At 41.2% G+C, this 18851-nt stretch carries 18 protein-coding genes; 8 read left to right on the top strand and 10 right to left on the bottom strand.

Annotated elements, in window-relative coordinates; translation table 11 throughout:
• The first annotated feature begins 45 nt into the window (after positions 1 to 45).
• The gene (gene trxB, locus ACVW2L_RS09715; RefSeq protein WP_457127764.1) at positions 46 to 1002 is read left to right on the top strand and encodes a thioredoxin-disulfide reductase; all 957 of its coding nucleotides are present in this window, start codon (positions 46 to 48) and stop codon (positions 1000 to 1002) included.
• 54 nt (positions 1003 to 1056) lie between these two features.
• On the opposite strand, the gene ACVW2L_RS09710 is transcribed toward trxB, so the two are convergent.
• Genes ACVW2L_RS09710 through ACVW2L_RS09685 form a run of 6 tightly spaced genes read right to left on the bottom strand, consistent with a single transcriptional unit; the run spans position 1057 to position 5989 of the window.
• Positions 1057 to 1752, bottom strand: coding sequence for a lycopene cyclase domain-containing protein (locus tag ACVW2L_RS09710; RefSeq protein ID WP_457127763.1), 696 nt, complete (start codon positions 1750 to 1752; stop codon positions 1057 to 1059).
• The gene (locus ACVW2L_RS09705; protein WP_457127762.1) at positions 1749 to 2261 is read right to left on the bottom strand and encodes a beta-carotene hydroxylase; all 513 of its coding nucleotides are present in this window, start codon (positions 2259 to 2261) and stop codon (positions 1749 to 1751) included. Before ACVW2L_RS09705 ends, ACVW2L_RS09710 begins: the two co-directional genes overlap by 4 nt.
• Positions 2230 to 2721 carry an isopentenyl-diphosphate Delta-isomerase gene (gene idi / locus ACVW2L_RS09700; protein ID WP_457127761.1) on the bottom strand — a complete coding sequence of 164 codons (492 nt, stop codon included), beginning with the start codon at positions 2719 to 2721 and terminating at the stop codon, positions 2230 to 2232. Before idi ends, ACVW2L_RS09705 begins: the two co-directional genes overlap by 32 nt.
• Before the next feature lie 37 nt (positions 2722 to 2758).
• Positions 2759 to 3595 (bottom strand): phytoene/squalene synthase family protein, encoded by an 837-nt coding sequence (locus ACVW2L_RS09695; protein ID WP_457127760.1) that lies wholly within the window; start codon positions 3593 to 3595, stop codon positions 2759 to 2761.
• Entirely contained in the window at positions 3592 to 5094 is a 1503-nt protein-coding gene (locus ACVW2L_RS09690; protein WP_457127759.1) for a phytoene desaturase family protein, read from the bottom strand. The genes ACVW2L_RS09695 and ACVW2L_RS09690 overlap by 4 nt, the downstream gene beginning before the upstream one ends.
• Positions 5087 to 5989 (bottom strand): MerR family transcriptional regulator, encoded by a 903-nt coding sequence (locus ACVW2L_RS09685; RefSeq protein ID WP_457127758.1) that lies wholly within the window; start codon positions 5987 to 5989, stop codon positions 5087 to 5089. Before ACVW2L_RS09685 ends, ACVW2L_RS09690 begins: the two co-directional genes overlap by 8 nt.
• 193 nt (positions 5990 to 6182) lie before the next feature.
• Between ACVW2L_RS09685 and ACVW2L_RS09680 the strand changes: the two genes are divergently transcribed.
• The 3 genes from ACVW2L_RS09680 to ACVW2L_RS09670 are packed head-to-tail and all read left to right on the top strand — an operon-like array spanning position 6183 to position 9210.
• Positions 6183 to 8108 carry a beta-N-acetylhexosaminidase gene (locus tag ACVW2L_RS09680; protein WP_457127757.1) on the top strand — a complete coding sequence of 642 codons (1926 nt, stop codon included), beginning with the start codon at positions 6183 to 6185 and terminating at the stop codon, positions 8106 to 8108.
• Complete coding sequence (locus tag ACVW2L_RS09675; protein WP_457127756.1) at positions 8056 to 8502, top strand: PA14 domain-containing protein; 447 nt, start codon at positions 8056 to 8058, stop codon at positions 8500 to 8502. The genes ACVW2L_RS09680 and ACVW2L_RS09675 overlap by 53 nt, the downstream gene beginning before the upstream one ends.
• 6 nt (positions 8503 to 8508) lie before the next feature.
• Positions 8509 to 9210, top strand: a complete 702-nt coding sequence (locus ACVW2L_RS09670; protein ID WP_457127755.1) for a PliI family lysozyme inhibitor of I-type lysozyme — start codon at positions 8509 to 8511, stop codon at positions 9208 to 9210.
• Position 9211: 1 nt separating this feature from the next.
• On the opposite strand, the gene ACVW2L_RS09665 is transcribed toward ACVW2L_RS09670, so the two are convergent.
• Entirely contained in the window at positions 9212 to 9928 is a 717-nt protein-coding gene (locus ACVW2L_RS09665) for a DUF72 domain-containing protein (RefSeq protein WP_457127754.1), read from the bottom strand.
• A 128-nt stretch (positions 9929 to 10056) separates the two neighbouring features.
• On the opposite strand from ACVW2L_RS09665, the gene ACVW2L_RS09660 reads away from it, so the two are divergent.
• Genes ACVW2L_RS09660 through ACVW2L_RS09645 form a run of 4 tightly spaced genes read left to right on the top strand, consistent with a single transcriptional unit; the run spans position 10057 to position 14692 of the window.
• Positions 10057 to 12132, top strand: coding sequence for a BatA domain-containing protein (locus ACVW2L_RS09660; protein WP_457127753.1), 2076 nt, complete (start codon positions 10057 to 10059; stop codon positions 12130 to 12132).
• Positions 12133 to 12141: 9 nt separating this feature from the next.
• Entirely contained in the window at positions 12142 to 13404 is a 1263-nt protein-coding gene (locus ACVW2L_RS09655) for a dihydroorotase (RefSeq protein ID WP_457127752.1), read from the top strand.
• Between the two features lie 4 nt (positions 13405 to 13408).
• On the top strand, positions 13409 to 14077 hold the full coding sequence (locus ACVW2L_RS09650) for a hypothetical protein (protein ID WP_457127751.1): 669 nt from the start codon (positions 13409 to 13411) through the stop codon (positions 14075 to 14077).
• 18 nt (positions 14078 to 14095) lie between these two features.
• Complete coding sequence (locus tag ACVW2L_RS09645) at positions 14096 to 14692, top strand: DUF4199 domain-containing protein (protein WP_457127750.1); 597 nt, start codon at positions 14096 to 14098, stop codon at positions 14690 to 14692.
• A gap of 81 nt (positions 14693 to 14773) precedes the next feature.
• Here ACVW2L_RS09645 and rseP read toward each other — a convergent pair whose 3' ends face one another.
• Genes rseP through ACVW2L_RS09630 form a run of 3 tightly spaced genes read right to left on the bottom strand, consistent with a single transcriptional unit; the run spans position 14774 to position 18850 of the window.
• A complete protein-coding gene (gene rseP / locus ACVW2L_RS09640) occupies positions 14774 to 16099 on the bottom strand; it encodes an RIP metalloprotease RseP (protein WP_457127749.1) in 1326 nt (441 codons plus the stop codon).
• A gap of 12 nt (positions 16100 to 16111) precedes the next feature.
• A complete protein-coding gene (locus tag ACVW2L_RS09635; RefSeq protein ID WP_457127748.1) occupies positions 16112 to 17296 on the bottom strand; it encodes a 1-deoxy-D-xylulose-5-phosphate reductoisomerase in 1185 nt (394 codons plus the stop codon).
• Positions 17297 to 17350: 54 nt separating this feature from the next.
• Entirely contained in the window at positions 17351 to 18850 is a 1500-nt protein-coding gene (locus ACVW2L_RS09630) for a GH3 auxin-responsive promoter family protein (protein ID WP_457127747.1), read from the bottom strand.
• Between the last annotated feature and the right edge of the window lies 1 nt (position 18851).

Genomic DNA, 18851 nt, shown 5'->3' with positions numbered 1-18851 from the left:
GAGCACCGCAATAAAGCTTACTTTTGTGTGCAATTTTAAAAACTAATGTCTGAAATTATAGAACACGTTAAATGCCTTATCATAGGTTCGGGTCCCGCAGGTTATACCGCCGCGATATATGCGTCTCGCGCAGACCTTAAACCCGTAATGTATACGGGTATGCTTGCCGGCGGCCAGCTTACCCAAACTACTGATGTAGAAAATTTCCCCGGCTACCCTCATGGAATTATGGGGCCGGAGATGATGGAAGATTTTCGTAAACAGGCTGAGCGTCTGGGCACCGAGATCCGTTTTGGATATGTTAGTTCGGTTGATTTTTCAAGTCTGCCACATAAAGTTGTTGTTGATGAAGTAAAAACCATTACTGCTGATACCGTTATTATATCAACAGGTGCTTCTGCTAAATGGCTTGGTTTAGACTCCGAACAAAAATACAGCGGCTTTGGTGTATCAGCTTGCGCGGTATGTGATGGGTTCTTTTTTAAAGGACAGGACGTAGCTATAGTAGGAGCAGGCGATACCGCAGCGGAAGAAGCCACCTATCTGGCTAAATTATGCCGTAAGGTTTATATGATAGTGCGCAGGGACGAGTTCAGGGCATCAAAAGCCATGGTACACCGTGTGTTGAATACAAAAAACATCGAGTTATTATATAATACGGAAACGCAGGAAATTTTGGGCGATGGGCAAAGTGTTAATGGCGTAAGAGTTTTAAATAACAAAACTGCAGAGGAAAGAGTGCTTGATGTTACCGGTTTCTTTGTAGCGATAGGTCATAAGCCTAATACTGAAATATTTAAAGACTGGATCCATATGGATGAGACAGGTTACATAAAAACGCATCCGGGATCAACCGAAACAAATGTTGAAGGTGTATTTTGCTGCGGCGATGCTCAGGATCATATCTACCGTCAAGCGGTTACCGCCGCAGGTACAGGGTGTATGGCAGCTATTGATGCCGAGCGTTACTTAGCTGCTAAAGAGCATGTGGTAACTGCATAATTCGGTAAAGAAAATTATAGATAAATTAAGCTGCCCTCGGGTGGCTTTTTTTGTTTAGTTAAATGATCTACGTGATTGACGCAGCCATTGATAGATCCAGGTATTGATCAACAAAAGCCCCATTCCGTAAAAAACATCTTCTATAGGTATGGTTAATATCCGCGGACCGATAATATGATCGGGACTGTACCATACAACAGGAGCGGCTAAACCTGTGCCGGTCAATAACCCATTCACTATTAAAAATGGGATAAGCAGTATACCATATATCACGTAAAACCTACCCAACCAGGGTGCTTTAAAGTAATACGCTGCATACAGCAGCACCGCGAGTAATCCAAATGCCGATGCAGTGTAATAGTTATTACGATATATAACAGCCACAACCACACACAAGCCAATTAGCGCGTAACTAATAACCGCTAAATTTTCTGAAAGTAGTTGCTCCGGAATAACTCTTATCAAACAGTCGAATGTGAAAACGCACGCGTATGGAATACAGATAAAAAACAGTATTTCTTCAAGTGGCATGTTACCAATGCGTATACCGGTAATATAGGTTGGGTTAAAACCCCAAACGCCCATTGTGGTAAACCAGCTATCCCATAACAGATAAAAAAGTGCCGTAACTATGATAGCCGGAAGCAACGCATACCAATGCTTATATAACCCGCTCCTTGGATGAAAGGACACCAGCAGTGGAACGGATATGCTGAACAGATCTATCAATAAATATGTGTACTTCGTCATGAGGAGCTTTTTTGCTCTTTAAAGTACTTACGTGGCACCCAAAGCATCCCAAAGCACTCGCCATGTTCTTTATTTAAATGTTTATGGTGCCTTTTGTGGGCTCTGCGGATACCCAACAAATATGGATTCTTGGTATCTCTTAGCCATTTTATACGCTGATGGATAAAAATATCGTGCACAAAAAAGTAACAGAACCCGTAAATTGTTATACCCAGGCCAATGTAAAATGCATAAGTTGCGGGTGTATAAATACCAATAGCCAAACATGTGATACCGGGTGTAGCAAATATCAGAAAGAATGCATCGTTATGCTCTAAAAAGCCATAATGCTCTTTATGATGGTGATCTGCATGCAGCCCCCAAAGTAAACCATGCATTAAGTATTTATGCGCAAGCCACGCAACAACCTCCATAGCAAGGAATGAACCCAATGCAATCAAAATATCTAATATAACCTGCCACATATCTTGCCAATAATCAATGTTGTAAACAAATTTTAAACCATTCACTATAATTTTCGGGGTTGCGAATCAAATCTTCTTCCAAATCCGCGCGGTTAACATACCTAAACGACGATACCTCAGTCGGGTCGGGGCTAGGCAAGTCGTTACTTATCCCCATAAAAACATGATCGTACTCATTTTCTACAAGCCCATGGTCTAACTCCGCCGTATATTTAAAACTAAACCAGAAAGCTAAATTACAATCCAGGCCCATTTCTTCTTTAAGACGGCGGTGCGCTGCATCCAATAAATCTTCGCCGGGGCGTGGATGACTACAACATGTGTTACTCCATTTGCCAGCTGAGTGATATTTGTGTTGCGCCCGTTGTTGTAGTAAATAGTCACCTTTGTCATTGAAAACGAAGACAGAAATAGCCCGATGCATAGTACCGGTTAGGTGGGCTTCCATTTTTTCCATCACACCCACTTCTATGTCATTATCATCTACCAATATCACACTTTCCATATACTCTTTTATAATCTTTCTTTTGATCTAAGTATCATTAGATCCAGTTTAACTTATGTTTAAGCAGGGTATCAAATAACAACGCTATTTTGCGGCTATTAGATATGCGGAACCTTGTAGAAAAAACTGTGCAGGCACCTGCGACCTTAATTTTTTCAAATAATTTTTGATAGTATCGGTAGGCCAGAAACACTCCACGGCGCGATGATCGCGGTAACGCACGAATGCCCTTCAAAGCTTCAGAAAGGTCTGCTTCTATGTCCAACTCAATCCTACGTTTATCAGTTTCTGTAAATTGAGCCAGGTTAACTCCCGGGAAATAACACCTGTTCAGTTGCAAATAATCCGCGCCAATATCTCTTAAAAAATTGATCTTTTGAAAAGCCGACCCGAGTTTCATTGCACGTGGCTTAAGGTCTTCATAAGTTTGCTTATCACCACCCGTAAATACGTAAAGGCACATCAGGCCAACTACTTCTGCCGACCCAAGAATGTACTCCTCATATTTCTGCTGGGTATAATTTTGATTGGCCAGATCCATTTCCATACTATAAAGAAACTGACTTATTAATAAATGATCTATGCCATAGGTACGCACTGTCTGTTGAAACGAATTTAGCACCGGATTAAGACTAATACCTTGCGCTATGGCGTCAAAACAATCTTTTTTAAACTGATTGAGTAGTAATTGTTTATCGTAGTCGTGAAAACTATCTACTATTTCATCAGCTAATCGCACAAAACCGTAGATGGCGTATATAGGGTCATGCAGCTTTTTATCCAGAAAACGGATACCTAAAGAAAAGCTGGTACTATAACGCCTTGTTGTTAACTTGCTGCATTCTGCCGATAACTGATCAAATTTCTCTTTCATAGGCCTTTAGCTTGTAGGTGTTTTAATAATTGATGTGCGGCTACGTTGCCTGATATAATTGCTGGTGGAACACCTGGCCCGGGTACGGTTAAGTGACCGGCATAAAACAGGTTCTCGATTTTTGTATTTCTAATAGATGGTTTAAGTATGGCTGTTTGCCTTAGCGTATTTGCCAAACCATAGGCATTGCCGCCAAATGCATTGTAGTCGGCTTTGAAGTCTGCTATGCAATAACTTTTTTTATAATCAAGCTGGTCGCCGATACTTTGTCCGCAGTAATCTTCCAGTCGCTTTAAAATTAGAGCAAAATATTTCTCGCGTATTTCTTCGCTGTCTATTATATCTACAGCCAAGGGCATTAGTATAAAAATATTTTCGTGGCCTGCGGGTGCTACCGTATCATCCGTTTTTGATGTGCAGCAAACATAAAACAGTGGTTTTGTAGGCCATTGCGGTTCGCGATAGATTTCGCGGGCATGAACTTGTAAATCTTCATCGAAAAACAAATTATGATGTTTAAGCCTGTCAATCTTCTTCTTAACGCCAAGGTAAAAAATGAGTGCCGATGGCGCCATTACGCGGTTTTGCCAGTATTTAGGTGTATAGTTGCGGTATTGGGGTCTAAGTAATTCCTGATCGATATGATGATAATCGGCACTGCCAATCACTCCGTCAACTACACGATTGCCAACGTTTGTGTGAATATAAGCTATTTTTTTATCCCTGATGTCAAATCCGGTAACCGTTACATCTGTGTAAAACTGAACGCCCTGATTTTCGGCAACAGTTTTCATGGCGGTTATAACGCTCCCGAAACCGCCTTTCGGGTACCAGGTTCCCAAGGCAAGGCCGGCGTAATTCATTAAGCTGTACAGTGCGGGAGTGTCCTGGGCCATGGCTCCTAAAAACAAAGCCGGAAATTCCATAAGAGCCTTTAACTTGGGGTTTTTAAAATATTTCTTAACATGGGCGCTGAGCGACGTAAAAACCTGAAGTCTTAAAAGCCCCTTTGCCAAATCCATGTCGGCAAACTCGGCAATTGATAAACCGGGTTTGTAAACCAATTTGTTAATGCCTATATCATATTTATACGCCGCTTCGCGTAAAAATTTTTGTAAAGCTAATCCCGCGCCTTCTTCAGTATTCTCAAACAAGTCGGTTAATTCGGCAAAGTTAGCAGGTACCTCCATTACGTCGTTTTTGCCGAAAATAATAGCGTATTGCGGATCTAAGGCGCTTAAATGGTATAAGTCGGCCGCTTTGTGTCCCATATCGCTAAAGAATTTCTCAAACACATCGGGCATCCAGTACCAACTTGGGCCCATGTCAAATGTGTAGCCATTATCGGTAGAAAATTGTCGTGCCCGGCCGCCTATTGTAGTATTTTTTTCATAAACGCTTACCTGGCAGCCTGCTTTGGCCAGATAGGCGGCAGCACTCAAGCCCGCAAAGCCCGACCCGATAACAGCTATATGCTTATTTAGATAACGATTACTCATATATTCCATTATTTTTCGCTACCTGTTCAAAAGCATTTGGAGACTCCATCCATTTTAAATTGACGGGATAGTTTATTTCTGTGAGTACTTTTTTGTTGCCTGATACATATATACTGGTAGTAGGAAACTTAGCTGAAAGTTCATTTACGTAAGCCTGCGCGTTTGTAGTAGGGCGTATACGTGTAATAAAAAAAAGTAAATTTTGCGGTTGTGTTGCTTCTGCTGTGTTGATTAGTGAGGATAAAGGCAACCTCGGCCCCAGATATGTAACCTTATGACCATTAGCACGAAGCAGATAGCAGGCAAGCAACAACCCAATATCATGATCCTCATCCTCGGGTAAAAAAAGAATCCAACGCTTAGCGCCGGAAGTTTGCTGCGTATTTAAGTTGTCAATAGCGGCAAAAATCTTCTGCTTTATTATCTGCGCGAGAAAATGTTCCTGGGATGGACACAATCTACCGTTAAGCCACATCAAGCCCATTCGCACAAGCGTAGGATAGATAACGAGCTTATAAGTATCAAGCACTCCGTTCTGTTCGATTGATGAGGTTATTAGTGCGCTTATTTTTTGCTCGTTATAAATTAAACTGTTATTAATTATTTGCGATGTATAAAACTCAAACCTGTGCTCTGCGGACGATTCCTTATCAATGTCTTGCTGCAATAGATCAGACATGTCGTCCTTGCTCAACCCACATGCCCGCGAGATCTTGTGCCCGGCATGATAAAGGCCAGCTAAGCATAGCAATCTTTTTAACTGCTCATCGTCATAAAAGCGAGTATTCCCGGCAGTGCGCAAAGGTTTAAGAGCGCCATAACGGCGTTCCCAAATTCTTATGTTATGGACGGATATACCAGATAGCTGCTCCAGATCAGAAATAGAGTATTGCAATTTGTCTAAATTTTAAGTTGATAAATTTAGACAAATAATCGTATATTTTTTATTTTGTTTTACTACTATTTGGAATGACTAAAGGAGCGACCATTCATTGATAAACTTTGTGGCATTATTTTTACAGGGTAAGTGCCATAGTTTTTTAATAAAATTTTAAATTCACCAACTCAATTATTTGATGGACCCGTTTATGTATAAAAGAGCCCGGTTATTTCTTGGCGCATTGTTCGTTTTTTTTACTGCTACTTTAAAAGCGCAAGACACTGACCCGAACATGGGTATAATACCGGCACCTGTTTCCGTCAAAAAAAACGTGGGCAGTTTTGTGCTAAGTCGCGAAACCACTTTGCTGGCAGATAGCACTGATAACAAAGCCGTTTTATTCTTGGTAGATTACCTACAGAATAAAGCTGCTCTACGCATTCAGCCAAAACAAACTTCAGCACAAAGCAGCAATAACAGTGTTGTCTTAACCAGCGTAGGTTCTGAAAACCTGGCAGCAGACGGTTATCGACTAACTATAACACCTCAAAACATTACCGTAGTTGGTAAAGGAGCAGGTTTATTTTATGGTATACAAACGCTAATACAACTTATACCATTTGAACATGCTGCCGCTATTAACATTCCTTGTGCACAAATAGAAGACTTTCCGCGTTTCAAGTACCGTGGTTTTATGCTGGATGTTTCCCGACACTTTTTCTCGGTTGAAACTGTAAAGAAATACATTGATCTAATGGCAATGTATAAGCTAAATAATTTCCATTGGCATCTTAGTGATGATCAGGGGTGGAGGGTTGAGATAAAAAAGTACCCCAAGTTAACTGACATAGCCAGCAGACGTGCCGAAACGCTTATTGGAAATTACCACGACCGTCAGCCGCAACAATTTGATAGTACCCCTTATGGCGGTTTTTATACACAGGATGAAATTCGCGATGTAGTACGCTATGCGGCTGCAAAGTACATTAATATTATTCCGGAGATTGATATGCCTGGTCACTCGAAGGCTGCACTTACCGCATATCCTGAATTTGGCTGTAATGCGCCCGACACCTACACGGTATCAGGTACTTGGAGTGAAAGGCACGATGTTTTTTGCCCAACGGAGGCTACTTTCACTTTTTTGCAGGATATATTAACGGAGCTCATGGCGCTGTTCCCGGGAAAGTACATCCACATAGGCGGCGATGAGGTGGCTAAGGACGATTGGAAAGCTAATACTTTTTCGCAGCAACTAATAAAACGGTTAAAGTTGAAAGATGAAAAGGGGCTGCAAAGCTATTTTATCCGCAGGATGGAGGAGTTTGTTAACTCAAAAGGTCGCGTTGTTATTGGTTGGGATGAGATATTAGACGGCGGTATTGCACCAAATGCAACAGTAATGAGCTGGCGCGGCGAAGCTGGTGGTATAGCAGCTGCACAACAAAAGCACGATGTTATTATGGCGCCAAGCAACCAGGCACTTTATCTTGATCATACCCAAGGAACAAATTTGAATACCGAACCTGTTGGTATCGGAGGCAATGCACCTATATTAAAAACGTATAGTTACAATCCAATACCAATGCAGCTTACTCCTGATCAGCAAAAGTATATAATTGGCGTACAAGCAAATTTATGGAACGAGTATATAGCAACACCTAATAAAGTGGAGTATATGCTATTACCGAGATTTATGGCACTCTCAGAAATTGCTTGGACACCGTTGGCTAATAAAAGTTTTGCTGATTTTATGGAGGTGAGGATACCGCAGCACCTGGCTGTTTTGGAAAAGAACAACTATAACTATCGCGTCCCAACAGCAATAGGCGCGAAGGATACAATAATGTTTGGCAGCCAACTTAATGCCCTGTTAAAACCATCGGTAAAAGGGGCAAAAGTGTATTATACCATTGATGGTTATACCCCAAATGAAACTGATCTTGAATATACAGCTCCACTTAGCTTCAGTATTCCCCCAAGTCAGTATCGCGAACTACAAACAGTTGTAATAACACCTGCCGGAAAACGCAGCATCGCTGCAAAAACAGTAATTTATAACAAAACCCCACTACCGCCGGTTGAATACACGGCAAACAGGCCCGGGCTTTTTATATCAGTTATTTCCCGGTAACGACTTTACCAATGTGCGTCAGTTAAACCTCTCTACCGCACCATTTGATACGTTGCAAGTGATTAGGAGTTTTAATACATTGCCATTTCGTAAAATAGCCTCGTCTTTCGGCGTAATTTATAATGGCTATTTACGGGTTGAGGAAGATGGTGTTTACGGTTTTTCAACCCTGTCTGATGATGGATCGATGCTTTTTATTGATGATCTTCCGGTAGTAGATAACGATGGGCGCCATTCGGCAATAGAGAAGAGTGGGGCCGTACCGCTCCTGAAAGGGTTTCATAAAATTACTATAAAATATATTGACGTACGCATACCGGGGAGTTTACGTGTATTTATGACCATCCCCGGTAAACCTAAGGGTGAGTTATCGCCCGAATCACTTTTTTATTAAATATATATGAGAAAATTCGCAATTCTTTACGTTCCGGTGCTTTGTGCAATTATTGCCGGTTGCAGCGGCAACGAAAAACCGGTAGTTAAAGCGCCAACGGCTATGGCACCAGCTATACAGGCGCCGTTTCGCTTTCATAAACTTATGGAAGTATCCCCGGGCCAATATTATGACGTGTTGAGTTGGGGCCGTGGCGCTACAGACACCGGATCGTTCATTATTCTACACTCCGATTCATCAGGCAGAAAATATAACACTACAACGGGCGATCTCGATGGCAGCATTATGGATGTTTATAATACAGATATGGACGCAGATGGCAACCCCGAAATATTGATCGAGGCCAAAAGCACCGATACCACTAAATACGTAAATATTTACGCCTTTGAGTTTAACAATAACAATGCACGTAAAATTGATTTTCCGAGACTTAAAAGCTCTAAGACGAATTACAGAGGGAAAGATAATTTTTATATACAGGATGGTAAACTGATACGGGAGTTCCCTTCGTATAAAGGCAGTGGCAGCGAGGCAAAACCAACCGGTGGGAAGTTTAAACTGCAATACAGTTTAAGCGGGAACGAGTTTGATATAAAAACGCTGGTAAAAGATTCGACACTTAAAGAAGAAAAAGTTGTGCAGGCGGCACCCAAGAAAAAGGAAAGCACGAAGGAGAAAGCTACTAAAAAGAAACGGCGCCGCAGGTAACTTATTGAGGTAACAGTACCATCATTTCTTCGGCGTTGCGTGGTGCAACGGCATTAACATCATTGTTGAAATAAAACCAACCTTCCCTGGTAGGTTTATGTATTGCATTAATAACTTTTTTTAAAGACTCTTCACTATAAGGTGAACTATAAAGTTGGGGTACACCATGAAAACGATAGTACGTTGATGATGCGTTTTGAATCACCTCGTCGGGCAAGCCAGGATAGCTCATACCGCAAAAGGTGATATTCTTTTGTGCAAGACTGTTATAGACTTTCTCGTTCCACCAGCTAACGTGCCGCGGTTCAAAAACATTGTTAAATGATGGGTCGAGGCTATTAATAACACGATCAAGTTTCTCCTCATCAAACTGAAAATTGGGTGGCAATTGAAAAAGTACAGGCCCTAATTTTTCTTGCAAGCCGTTGTTGATGGTATCGTAAAAGCTACTGATAAAATCCACTGTATTAATGAACTTTCGGTAGTGCGTTATGGCACGCGGGGCTTTCACAGCAAATCTAAAATCATCCGGACTGTTAGAATGCCAGTTTTGAAGAAATGATAATCTTGGAAAACGATAAAATGTAACATTCAGTTCCAGGGTTTTAAAGTGTTGGCAATAATATTCGAACCATTTTTTTTGAGGCAACCCTTCCGGATAGAATCTTTCTTTCCAGTGTTTATAATGAAATCCAGAACATCCTATATGCCATTCCATACAGATAGAACCAGCGTTTCTGTTTCTTTGTTTCTTTAATTTTGCGTTGGTGATATTCTCTTTACAATTGGTTAAAATATTTTGATGCTAATGGCTTTTTTGCATATTTGTATAAACCCATTAAGCCTGTGCATTTTTTATATCCAGCTTTTTTATTCGCTTTATTGTCGCTTGCTATACCTGTAATTGTGCACCTGTTCAATTTTCGCAGGTATCAGAAGGTTTACTTTAGTAATGTGCAATTCCTAAAGAATATACAGGAGCAGCAATCGTCGCGGAGAAATGTAAAGGAACGCCTTATTTTAGCTTCGCGACTATTAGCCTTGTTTTTTTTGGTGATGGCATTTGCCCGCCCTTACCTGCCCGGCAAACATGCCGAGATTGCCGGCCCGAGGCAGTTAGTGAGTATCTTTATTGATAACTCTTATTCCATGCAAAACCTCAATCGGGAAGGTTCATTATTGGATGAGGCCAAACGCAGGGCTAAAGAGATTGCCGCTGCATATACGAATAATGATCGTTTTCAACTGCTAACCCAGGATTTTGAGGGCCGCCATCAACGCTTGTTAACCCGTGCTGAATTTTTTGACGAAGCCGATGCAGTAAAGATCAGTCCGCGTAACCATAACCTGCAGCAGATTATCTACAGACAACAAAGCTTGCTGGATATGCAGCCGGAAGCCGAACGGTCTGTTTATATCTTGTCTGATTTTCAAAAGAATATAACAGCGGGCAAGCCTTTAAAAAGTGATACAAGCTTACATATAAGCCTGGTTCAGCTAAAGGCCAGCGCGCCGGCAAATGTTGCCGTTGATTCAGTTTGGCTGCTGAGCGCTATTCATCGCCCCGGCGAAACCGAGAAAATGATTGTCAAACTGCACAATTATGCTAACCAGGCATCAACCAAAATACCGCTTAGGTTAAGTATAAACGGTGAGCAAAAAGCTTTAGGTGGTTTTACTATCCCGGCTCATTCATCACAGATTGATACATTAAATTTTTCGGGATTAACCGCCGGCTGGCAACGCGGCGAAATAAGTATGCAGGATAACCCTGTTACATTTGACAATCGCTTTTTTCTCAGCTTCAATGTAAAAGAAAAAATGCCGGTATTATTAATTGATGGCGGCGTTCCAAACCCATTTCTAAAAGCTGTTTTTGCATCAGATCCCTTTTTTGCAGTTAGTCGAGTTTCCGATGGTAACGTGGATTATGCTTCACTGGGTACTTATCCGCTTATAGCTTTAAGTGATGTTCGCTTAGTTTCGCCCGGTTTGGCCCAGCAACTAACTACCTATGTTAAAAAGGGCGGTACGCTGGTTGTATTTCCGGCTACAGATGCCGACTTAGTTAATAACCGATCTTTTCTGCAAAACTTAGGTGCGGCTTATCCGGATCAAATTGCAACAGAGAATGTTAAGGTAACATCGCTAAATTTACAAAACCCTGTTTTTAAAGACATCTTCGAGGCTTTCCCGAGAAATCCGGATCTGCCTTTGGTTAAAAAATATTATCACCTTAATTCGGCTGTAAAAATGCAAAGCGAAAGCCTGATGCAGTTGCAGAACGGTTATTCTTTCTGGGCCGGATACAATAGCGGGGCAGGGAAAGTTTATGTATCTGCCGTGCCGTTAGCTGAGGATTTTAGTAATCTGCCGCGTCATGCTTTGTTTGTGCCTATAATGTTCAGGATAGCTTTATTGAGCGGGCGTGAACAACCTTTATTTTACAGTATGGGGCATGATGATGTAATAGAGACCATGCCGATACAATCATCAGAAAAGCAATTACTAAAACTAACAAAAGCAGGCAAAAGCATTATACCTGAAGTAAGACAACAGGAGGGAAGCACGCTGCTGTATGTATCAGACCAATTGCAGGAAACAGGTTTATATGATTTGAAAAAGCAAGACAGTACGGTTGCTGTTATGGCCTTTAATGATAACAGGGCCGAGTCTGATATGAGCTACTACACAACGAGCGAATTGAATGACATTGTGCCCGAAGCGCGGGGAGTTATACAAACCACAAAGGCATCATTAAAAGATGTGATAGGTACATCAAATTTTGGTACGCAATTATGGAAACTTTGTATAATTTTGGCATTGGTTTTTCTGGCTATCGAAATACTGCTGATAAAGTTTTATAAAACATATCAGCGGGTACTTTTAAGGGACGAAGAACCGACACCAGTCCACCCATAAACAGCGCAAATGAATTTGCTTATCAAGTCCGCTACAGTTGTTGATCCTAACTCTCCCTTTAATCAACAAGTTGCTGATATTTTAATTAAACAAGGAAAAATTACGGCAATAGCCAAAGAAATAATTGCCGAAGAGACTGTTTTTGATGCAAATGGAAAGTATATAATACCCGGCTTTTTCGATCTAAACTGTAATATAGGCGAACTTGGTCTTGAGTCAAAGGAAACCTTGCAATCAGGTACTAAAGCAGCAGCAGCAGGCGGATTCACGGGGATTGCGTTAATGCCTAATACACAGCCGCCTGTACATTCAAAAGCAGAAGTAGAATATTTACTTAACCGCGCCAAAAATAACTTGGTTGACGTTTATCCGCTTGGAACGATCTCGCACAAAAGGGAAGGGAAGGACCTTGCCGAAATGTATGATATGTACCTGAGCGGAGCTAAAGCATTTACAGACGGTACCCGACCTGTAAGTGACGCGGGACTTATGGAACGTGCATTACTGTATACTAAAGGTTTTGATGCACTTGTTTTCTCCTATCCTGAAGACCCTGCCATAGCAGGTAAGGCTAAAGTTAATGAAGGCGAAGTAAGCACCTTACTGGGTATGAAAGGCATTCCTTCGCTGGCGGAGGAACTTATAGTGGCGCGCGATCTTTACCTGGCAGAATACACCGATTCAAAAATACATTTCAGTACTATCACCACGTCCCGCTCTGTTGATCTTATAAAAGAGGCGAAAAAAAGAGGCATAAAAGTAACTTGTGATGTTGCTGCCCATCACCTTGTGCTCACTGATCAGGCTTTAATGGGCTTTGACAGCCTTTATAAGGTAAAACCACCACTACGTACGGCTGCTGATGTAAAGGCGCTTATAAAGGGCTTAAATGATGGTACTATTGATGCCATAGTTAGTCAACATACACCACACGAGATCGAATTTAAGGATGTTGAGTTTGAGGTAGCAGAATATGGTATGATAGGCCTGCAAACAGCTTTTTCTCTTGCTTTAAAAGCGGGGTTATCACTTGAAACTATAGTGCAGAAAATGTCAGTCAACCCAAGGAACATCCTGAGTGTTGCGGTTCCGGTTATAGCAGAAGGCTTACCTGCAAACCTGCTTGTAGTTGACAAAAATGCTGAATGGCACTATAACAGAGATAACAACCTTTCCACTTCATCTAACTCACCTTATTTAGGTCAAAATTTAAAAGGTAGCGTGTTGCTTACCTGTAACAATAATCAAGTGTTCGTATCTGATAAATTATAAGGTAATGATAGATCCCAAAGTTAATTCGGCAATTAACGCTGCCATGCAGGCATTCGCTAAATATGCAAACACCGATGCAGGAAAATTGACTACGCATTTAGAAGAGGTTTTTTCTTTAGAAATGGACTTTTTAACCAAGGTTGATGCACTTGACAAAACAGTTAACGATAACCCTAAGCTGGAAGGATTGCGGGAAATATTGTTTGACTTGCTGATGATCAACTTTTTTAGCGCCGACGTTAAAAAGCTGGAAGAGGATTACCTTGATAGTAAGGAATGGGAGGCCATAGAAGAAGATACGCTTGACAGAGGCACAGAGCTGCTTAATCTGCTGCTTTACCTTAATGAATGTGCCGACGAAGATATAGAACCGGAGTTGGAAGACTATCTGAAAGAATTTTTACTGGTTGATGAAGATGAGTTTCAAGACGAGTACAGAATATACGAACCGGTAATAGCCAACCAGATACTAATGGAAAGCCCGGTAAACGAGATAACGAAGGTCGCCGAAAAATTGCCTGAAGATTCTGAACTTAAAGAGATTTTTTACCCGATGATGTGCTTCTTCCAAAACCCGGAAGCAGACGAACCCGAAAAGAAAAACATAGCAGACAATGCCGTTGAAAAAGAATTTGATATGTCGGTATTTGCTATATTACAGTCGTTTTTATAAACCTTAAAATAAAATGTTATGGAACAGAATTTAAATCAAGTGATAAAAAAGAAAGGGCTTGAAAAAGGACTTGTATTGGGCGTTATTTTGCTCGTGTTAGGAATATTAAGTTATTACTTTATGACGGGGATGACAGAGAATATGTGGCTCATCCTTTTCGGCCCTATGTTAATTTCATTAGTTATTCCGTTGGTTGTTGCAATATTTTTTTCAATTGCACTTAGGAAGGAAATTGGTGGTTTCTGGAATTTTAAACAAGCGGTAACAGGCATTTTCATTATGTTTTTTGTTGCAAACATTTTATCATTTATTGGCAGAGACTTGATCTTTGCCAAGGTGGTTGAGCCTAATATGGTTGAAAATATGCAAACAGCTATGGTCAACTCAACATCTGCCATGCTTGAAAAAAGTGGCCAAGAGCAGGAAGCCATTGATAAGAAAGTCGAAGAAATAAATCAGCAGTTTGAAAAGCAAAAAAATCCAACTATTGGCAGTACTATCCAAAGCCAGCTAATTGCTATTATTTTCCTTTTTGTGTTAGCTGTTATATTTGCAGCAATATTTAAACGTGAGCCCATAAGAAATGGACTCGACGAAGCTGTTGATCCTGAATAAGGATTAATACATAATATAAACAAGACAGGCCTTCCGAAAATCGGAAGGCCTGTCTTGTTTATATTATGCAAATAGTTTGCCTTACTTTTTCATTACCTGTTTGATAATATCATTGCCAAACACAAATACCATCAACGATATCAATAACACAAATCCAACAATTTGGGCACGCTCTAAAAACTTATCACTTAGCGGTTTGCCCTTTATCATTTCAATTATCAGGAACACTGCATGCCCACCATCTAATGCCGGTATAGGCAGCAAATTGGTAAAGGCAAGCACCATAGAAAGGAAGCCTACCAGGCTCCAGAAGTGAAGCCAATCTAACGTAGTACCAAACATATTGGCAATGCCCACAGGGCCAACAACGGCCTTGTTAAATTTAACATCACCGGTAAATACTTTTGACAGGCCCTTAATATTATCAGTAAAAGTGCCCCAGGCTTTTGAGGCGCCTACAGGTAACGAACCAACAAAGCCGTATTTTACAGTAACATCTGCCGGTAAATTGAAATCAGCAAAAAAGCCGATAGTGCCCTCTGGGCTGATTTGAGCAGTCAAATGCCTCGCAGAATCAGCGCGGAAAACGGTAAGGTCAACCACCTTGCCTTGGTTTTGCTTTAAGTTAGTTTGCAGCTCATCATAAAATTTAACAGATACATTGTTTACAGCAATTATACTATCACCTTTTAGCAAGCCTGCTTTAGCAGCTCCGCTGTTTGGCGTAACAGAATCAACCGTGAACGTTGTACGCGGCCTGATGAACTGCTCAATACCATAATCTGCAAGTTCTCCTATAATATTAGAAGGCACTTTAAGTTCGAATGTTTTACCCTCACGCTCTACAGTTAAAACGCTATGATCAAGCAAAACTTTTGAGCTGATCAGCTCCTGAAAACGCTCTACCGGTTTGCCATTAACTGCTATAATTTTATCGCCCGCTTTAAGGCCCATTTTAGTGCCAATAATGCCGGGCGCAATGCCATTTGTAACGCTGCTGTTAGGAATATAGGTTTCGCCCACTTTAGCAGTTAGCATCCAGAATATAAAAATCCCTAATACCACGTTAACAATTATACCACCCAACATAACAATAAGGCGCTGCCAGGCCGGTTTTGAACGGAACTCCCAAGGCTGAGGCGGGCCTGCCATTTGCTCGGTATCCATAGATTCATCTATCATACCGGCAATTTTAACATATCCGCCCAAAGGCAACCAGCCTATACCGTATTCAACATCCTTATAAGTAAATTTAAACAGGCTGAAATTCCAGGCATCAAAAAACAAATAGAATTTTTCTACCCTAATTCCAAAAGCCCTTGCAGCTAAAAAGTGGCCCAGCTCGTGCAGTATCACCAAAATCGACAGCCCCAGTATTAACTGGCCAACCATTATTACTATACCCATATATTATTTATATCAAATTGCAGCACCTTTAACGGTTTTATGCTGTATTATATTTTGCGCAAATATGCGTGTTTCTTTGTCAGTATTCAAATAGTCATCAAGTGTTGGACTGCCGATATAGCTGATATGTTTCATGCAATCATCAATAATATCGCTTATTTGTAAAAAGCTTATTTTATCAGTTAAAAAACCTGCCACTGCAATCTCGTTAGCCGCGTTAATAATGCAAGGCATATTGCCGCCTTTATCAAGCGCATCAAAGGCGAGAGCAAGATTTCTGAAAGTTTTTGTATCGGCAGCTTCAAAACTCAGATTAGGATATGCCGTAAAATCAAATCGTTTATAGGCGTTCTGCAACCGTTCAGGATAAGCCAGCGCATACTGAATGGGTAGCTTCATATCCGGCAAACCCATTTGCGCTTTTATAGAACCGTCTTTAAACTGCACCATTGAATGGATGATGGATTGCGGGTGCACAATTACCTCTATTTGGTCATTGGCAATATCAAAAAGCCATTTGGCCTCTATAACTTCCAACCCTTTATTCATCAGCGTAGCCGAATCAATGGTGATCTTGGCACCCATTACCCAATTGGGATGTTTAAGGGCATGCTCGCGGGTAACATTAGCTAAAAAAGCCGCGTCTTTACCCCTGAACGGGCCACCCGAAGCCGTAAGTATAAGTTTTTCTATCGAGCGGCTATCCTCGCCAACCAAACACTGGTAAATGGCTGAGTGCTCCGAATCAACGGGTAATATCTTAACTTCGTGTTTTTTGGCCAGATCAGTTATTAATTCCCCTGCAACCACCAAAGTTTCTTTATTAGCTAACGCGATAGTCTTACCAGCCTTAATAGCCGCAATTGTAGGTTGCAAACCGGCAAAGCCAACCATGGCGGTTAAAACGATGTCGATTTCGGAATGGGTAACAGCATCAATTATTGCGTTTATACCAGCAAGTACCTTAATTGATGTGTGGGAAAGTGCCCGCTTAACCTCTGCAAATTTAGCGTCATCACATATCGCTACATATTCCGGATCAAACTGTAAAGCCTGTTGTATCAGTAAATAAGCATTATTGTTAGCGGTTAATAAAAACGCTTTAAATAATAATGGATTTTCGCTTATTACCTCAAGCGCCTGCGTACCTATGCTGCCGGTTGAACCGAGGATGGCGATATTTTTGGGTTCGTTCAATTTGTTTTATCAATGTGTTATCACGAGGGACCCGTAATAGCTCAGTTTAAATCTTTATTTAATATACGCTTGTAAACCGTCGGCTATCTTTCTGTCGTTAGATAAACGCGGCACTTTATTCTGACCCCCAAGTTTTCCCTGCGATCGCATAAAGTTAATAAAAGCATCTTTTTTTAGGTTTTTTATTATCAAAGGTTGCAAAATATTGCCATCAATAAGGTCAAAATAATAAATATTTTTTGCTTGAAGCGCTTTATCAACCTTTACAGCAAACGCCGCCATATTGCGTGGTTCAGATCCAAATTCAACGAACCATTCATGATAGGGCAGTTGTCCTTCGCCGGGATTTACCTGCGGCGCTACCGTGAATTCAACTATGTCAATTCTTTCTTCGTTGGCAACGCTCATTAAAGCATGTTCTACCTCTTCGCCAATAACATGTTCGCCAAAGGCTGATATATAATGCTTTATGCGCCCGCTTACTATTATTTTATAGGGATTTTTAGAAACAAACTTTACCGTATCGCCTATGCTGTAGCCCCACAAGCCGGCATTTGTATTCATTATCAGCGCGTAGTTTTTATCTAATTCAACATCTTCCAAACTAATGCGGGTAGGGTTGTCGTTAAAATATTCATCAGAAGGAATAAATTCATAAAAAATGCCGGAGTCTGCCAACAGCAACAATCCTTTTTCTTTTTGCGAATCCTGAAAGGCGATAAAGCCTTCTGAGGCTGGATACGTTTCTATCGTATCAATGGCAAATCCAATACTTTCCTGAATACGGGCGCGGTAGGGTTCAAAATTTACACCGCCGTAAACGTACAGCTTAAAGTTAGGGAAGATATCCTTTATTTTTTTACCACCAGAGGCAGCCGAAAGGCGGTCGAAATACATCTGGCACCATGGAGGTATGCCGGATATAAGGCGCATATCTTCGTTAAGCGTTTCCTGTACTATCGCATCTACCTTTTGTTCCCAATCATCAATGCAATTAACCTCGTGGCTTGGCAGGCGGTTTTTTTGGAGATAGGCGGGAACGTGGTGCGCTACAATACCTGATAGCCTCCCGGTTGGAATACCAGCCTTTTCGGCCAATTCAGGGCTACCTTGCAGGAATATCATCTTACCATCAACAAAGTCAGATTTGCCGGTTTCGTGAATGTAGCTAAGCAATGCATTGCGTGCGGCCTTTATATGTTCCGGCATACTTTCCTTGCTTATAGGAATGTATTTTACCCCCGATGTTGTGCCGGATGTTTTGGTAAGATAAGCAGGTTTACCCGGCCAAAGCACATTCTCTTTCCCATCAACAACCCGTTTAATGTAAGGAGTAAGTTCTTCATAATCGCGAACAGGCACCAGCCTTTTAAAATCGTCGTAGGTTTTAATCTCATCAAAATGATGATCTAATCCAAAGGCGGTTTGCCGGGCTTGCTCAATTATTTTGCGAAAAGTTGTATGTTGAAGCGCCACCGCATTTACGCGTATTTTATTGATGTCGCGGTTAACCCACGCGGCAAATAGCTTGCTTAAAACAGCTTTTAAACCCATT

This window comes from Mucilaginibacter sp. HD30, assembly GCF_054061755.1.
The sequence above is the reverse complement of the archived record's forward strand: the minus strand, read 5'-3'. Positions and strand labels throughout refer to the sequence as shown.

What these genes read in the sequence shown, in the direction of transcription:
- ACVW2L_RS09695 (WP_457127760.1), bottom strand. Translation starts at nt 3,595, where the DNA reads ATGAAAGAGAAATTTGATCAGTTATCGGCAGAATGCAGCAAGTTAACA.
- ACVW2L_RS09665 (WP_457127754.1), bottom strand. Translation starts at nt 9,928, where the DNA reads ATGGAATGGCATATAGGATGTTCTGGATTTCATTATAAACACTGGAAA.
- ACVW2L_RS09630 (WP_457127747.1), bottom strand. Translation starts at nt 18,850, where the DNA reads ATGGGTTTAAAAGCTGTTTTAAGCAAGCTATTTGCCGCGTGGGTTAAC.
- rseP (WP_457127749.1), bottom strand. Translation starts at nt 16,099, where the DNA reads ATGGGTATAGTAATAATGGTTGGCCAGTTAATACTGGGGCTGTCGATT.
- idi (WP_457127761.1), bottom strand. Translation starts at nt 2,721, where the DNA reads ATGGAAAGTGTGATATTGGTAGATGATAATGACATAGAAGTGGGTGTG.
- ACVW2L_RS09650 (WP_457127751.1), top strand. Translation starts at nt 13,409, where the DNA reads ATGATAGATCCCAAAGTTAATTCGGCAATTAACGCTGCCATGCAGGCA.
- ACVW2L_RS09680 (WP_457127757.1), top strand. Translation starts at nt 6,183, where the DNA reads ATGTATAAAAGAGCCCGGTTATTTCTTGGCGCATTGTTCGTTTTTTTT.
- trxB (WP_457127764.1), top strand. Translation starts at nt 46, where the DNA reads ATGTCTGAAATTATAGAACACGTTAAATGCCTTATCATAGGTTCGGGT.
- ACVW2L_RS09670 (WP_457127755.1), top strand. Translation starts at nt 8,509, where the DNA reads ATGAGAAAATTCGCAATTCTTTACGTTCCGGTGCTTTGTGCAATTATT.
- ACVW2L_RS09710 (WP_457127763.1), bottom strand. Translation starts at nt 1,752, where the DNA reads ATGACGAAGTACACATATTTATTGATAGATCTGTTCAGCATATCCGTT.
- ACVW2L_RS09645 (WP_457127750.1), top strand. Translation starts at nt 14,096, where the DNA reads ATGGAACAGAATTTAAATCAAGTGATAAAAAAGAAAGGGCTTGAAAAA.
- ACVW2L_RS09655 (WP_457127752.1), top strand. Translation starts at nt 12,142, where the DNA reads ATGAATTTGCTTATCAAGTCCGCTACAGTTGTTGATCCTAACTCTCCC.
- ACVW2L_RS09690 (WP_457127759.1), bottom strand. Translation starts at nt 5,094, where the DNA reads ATGAGTAATCGTTATCTAAATAAGCATATAGCTGTTATCGGGTCGGGC.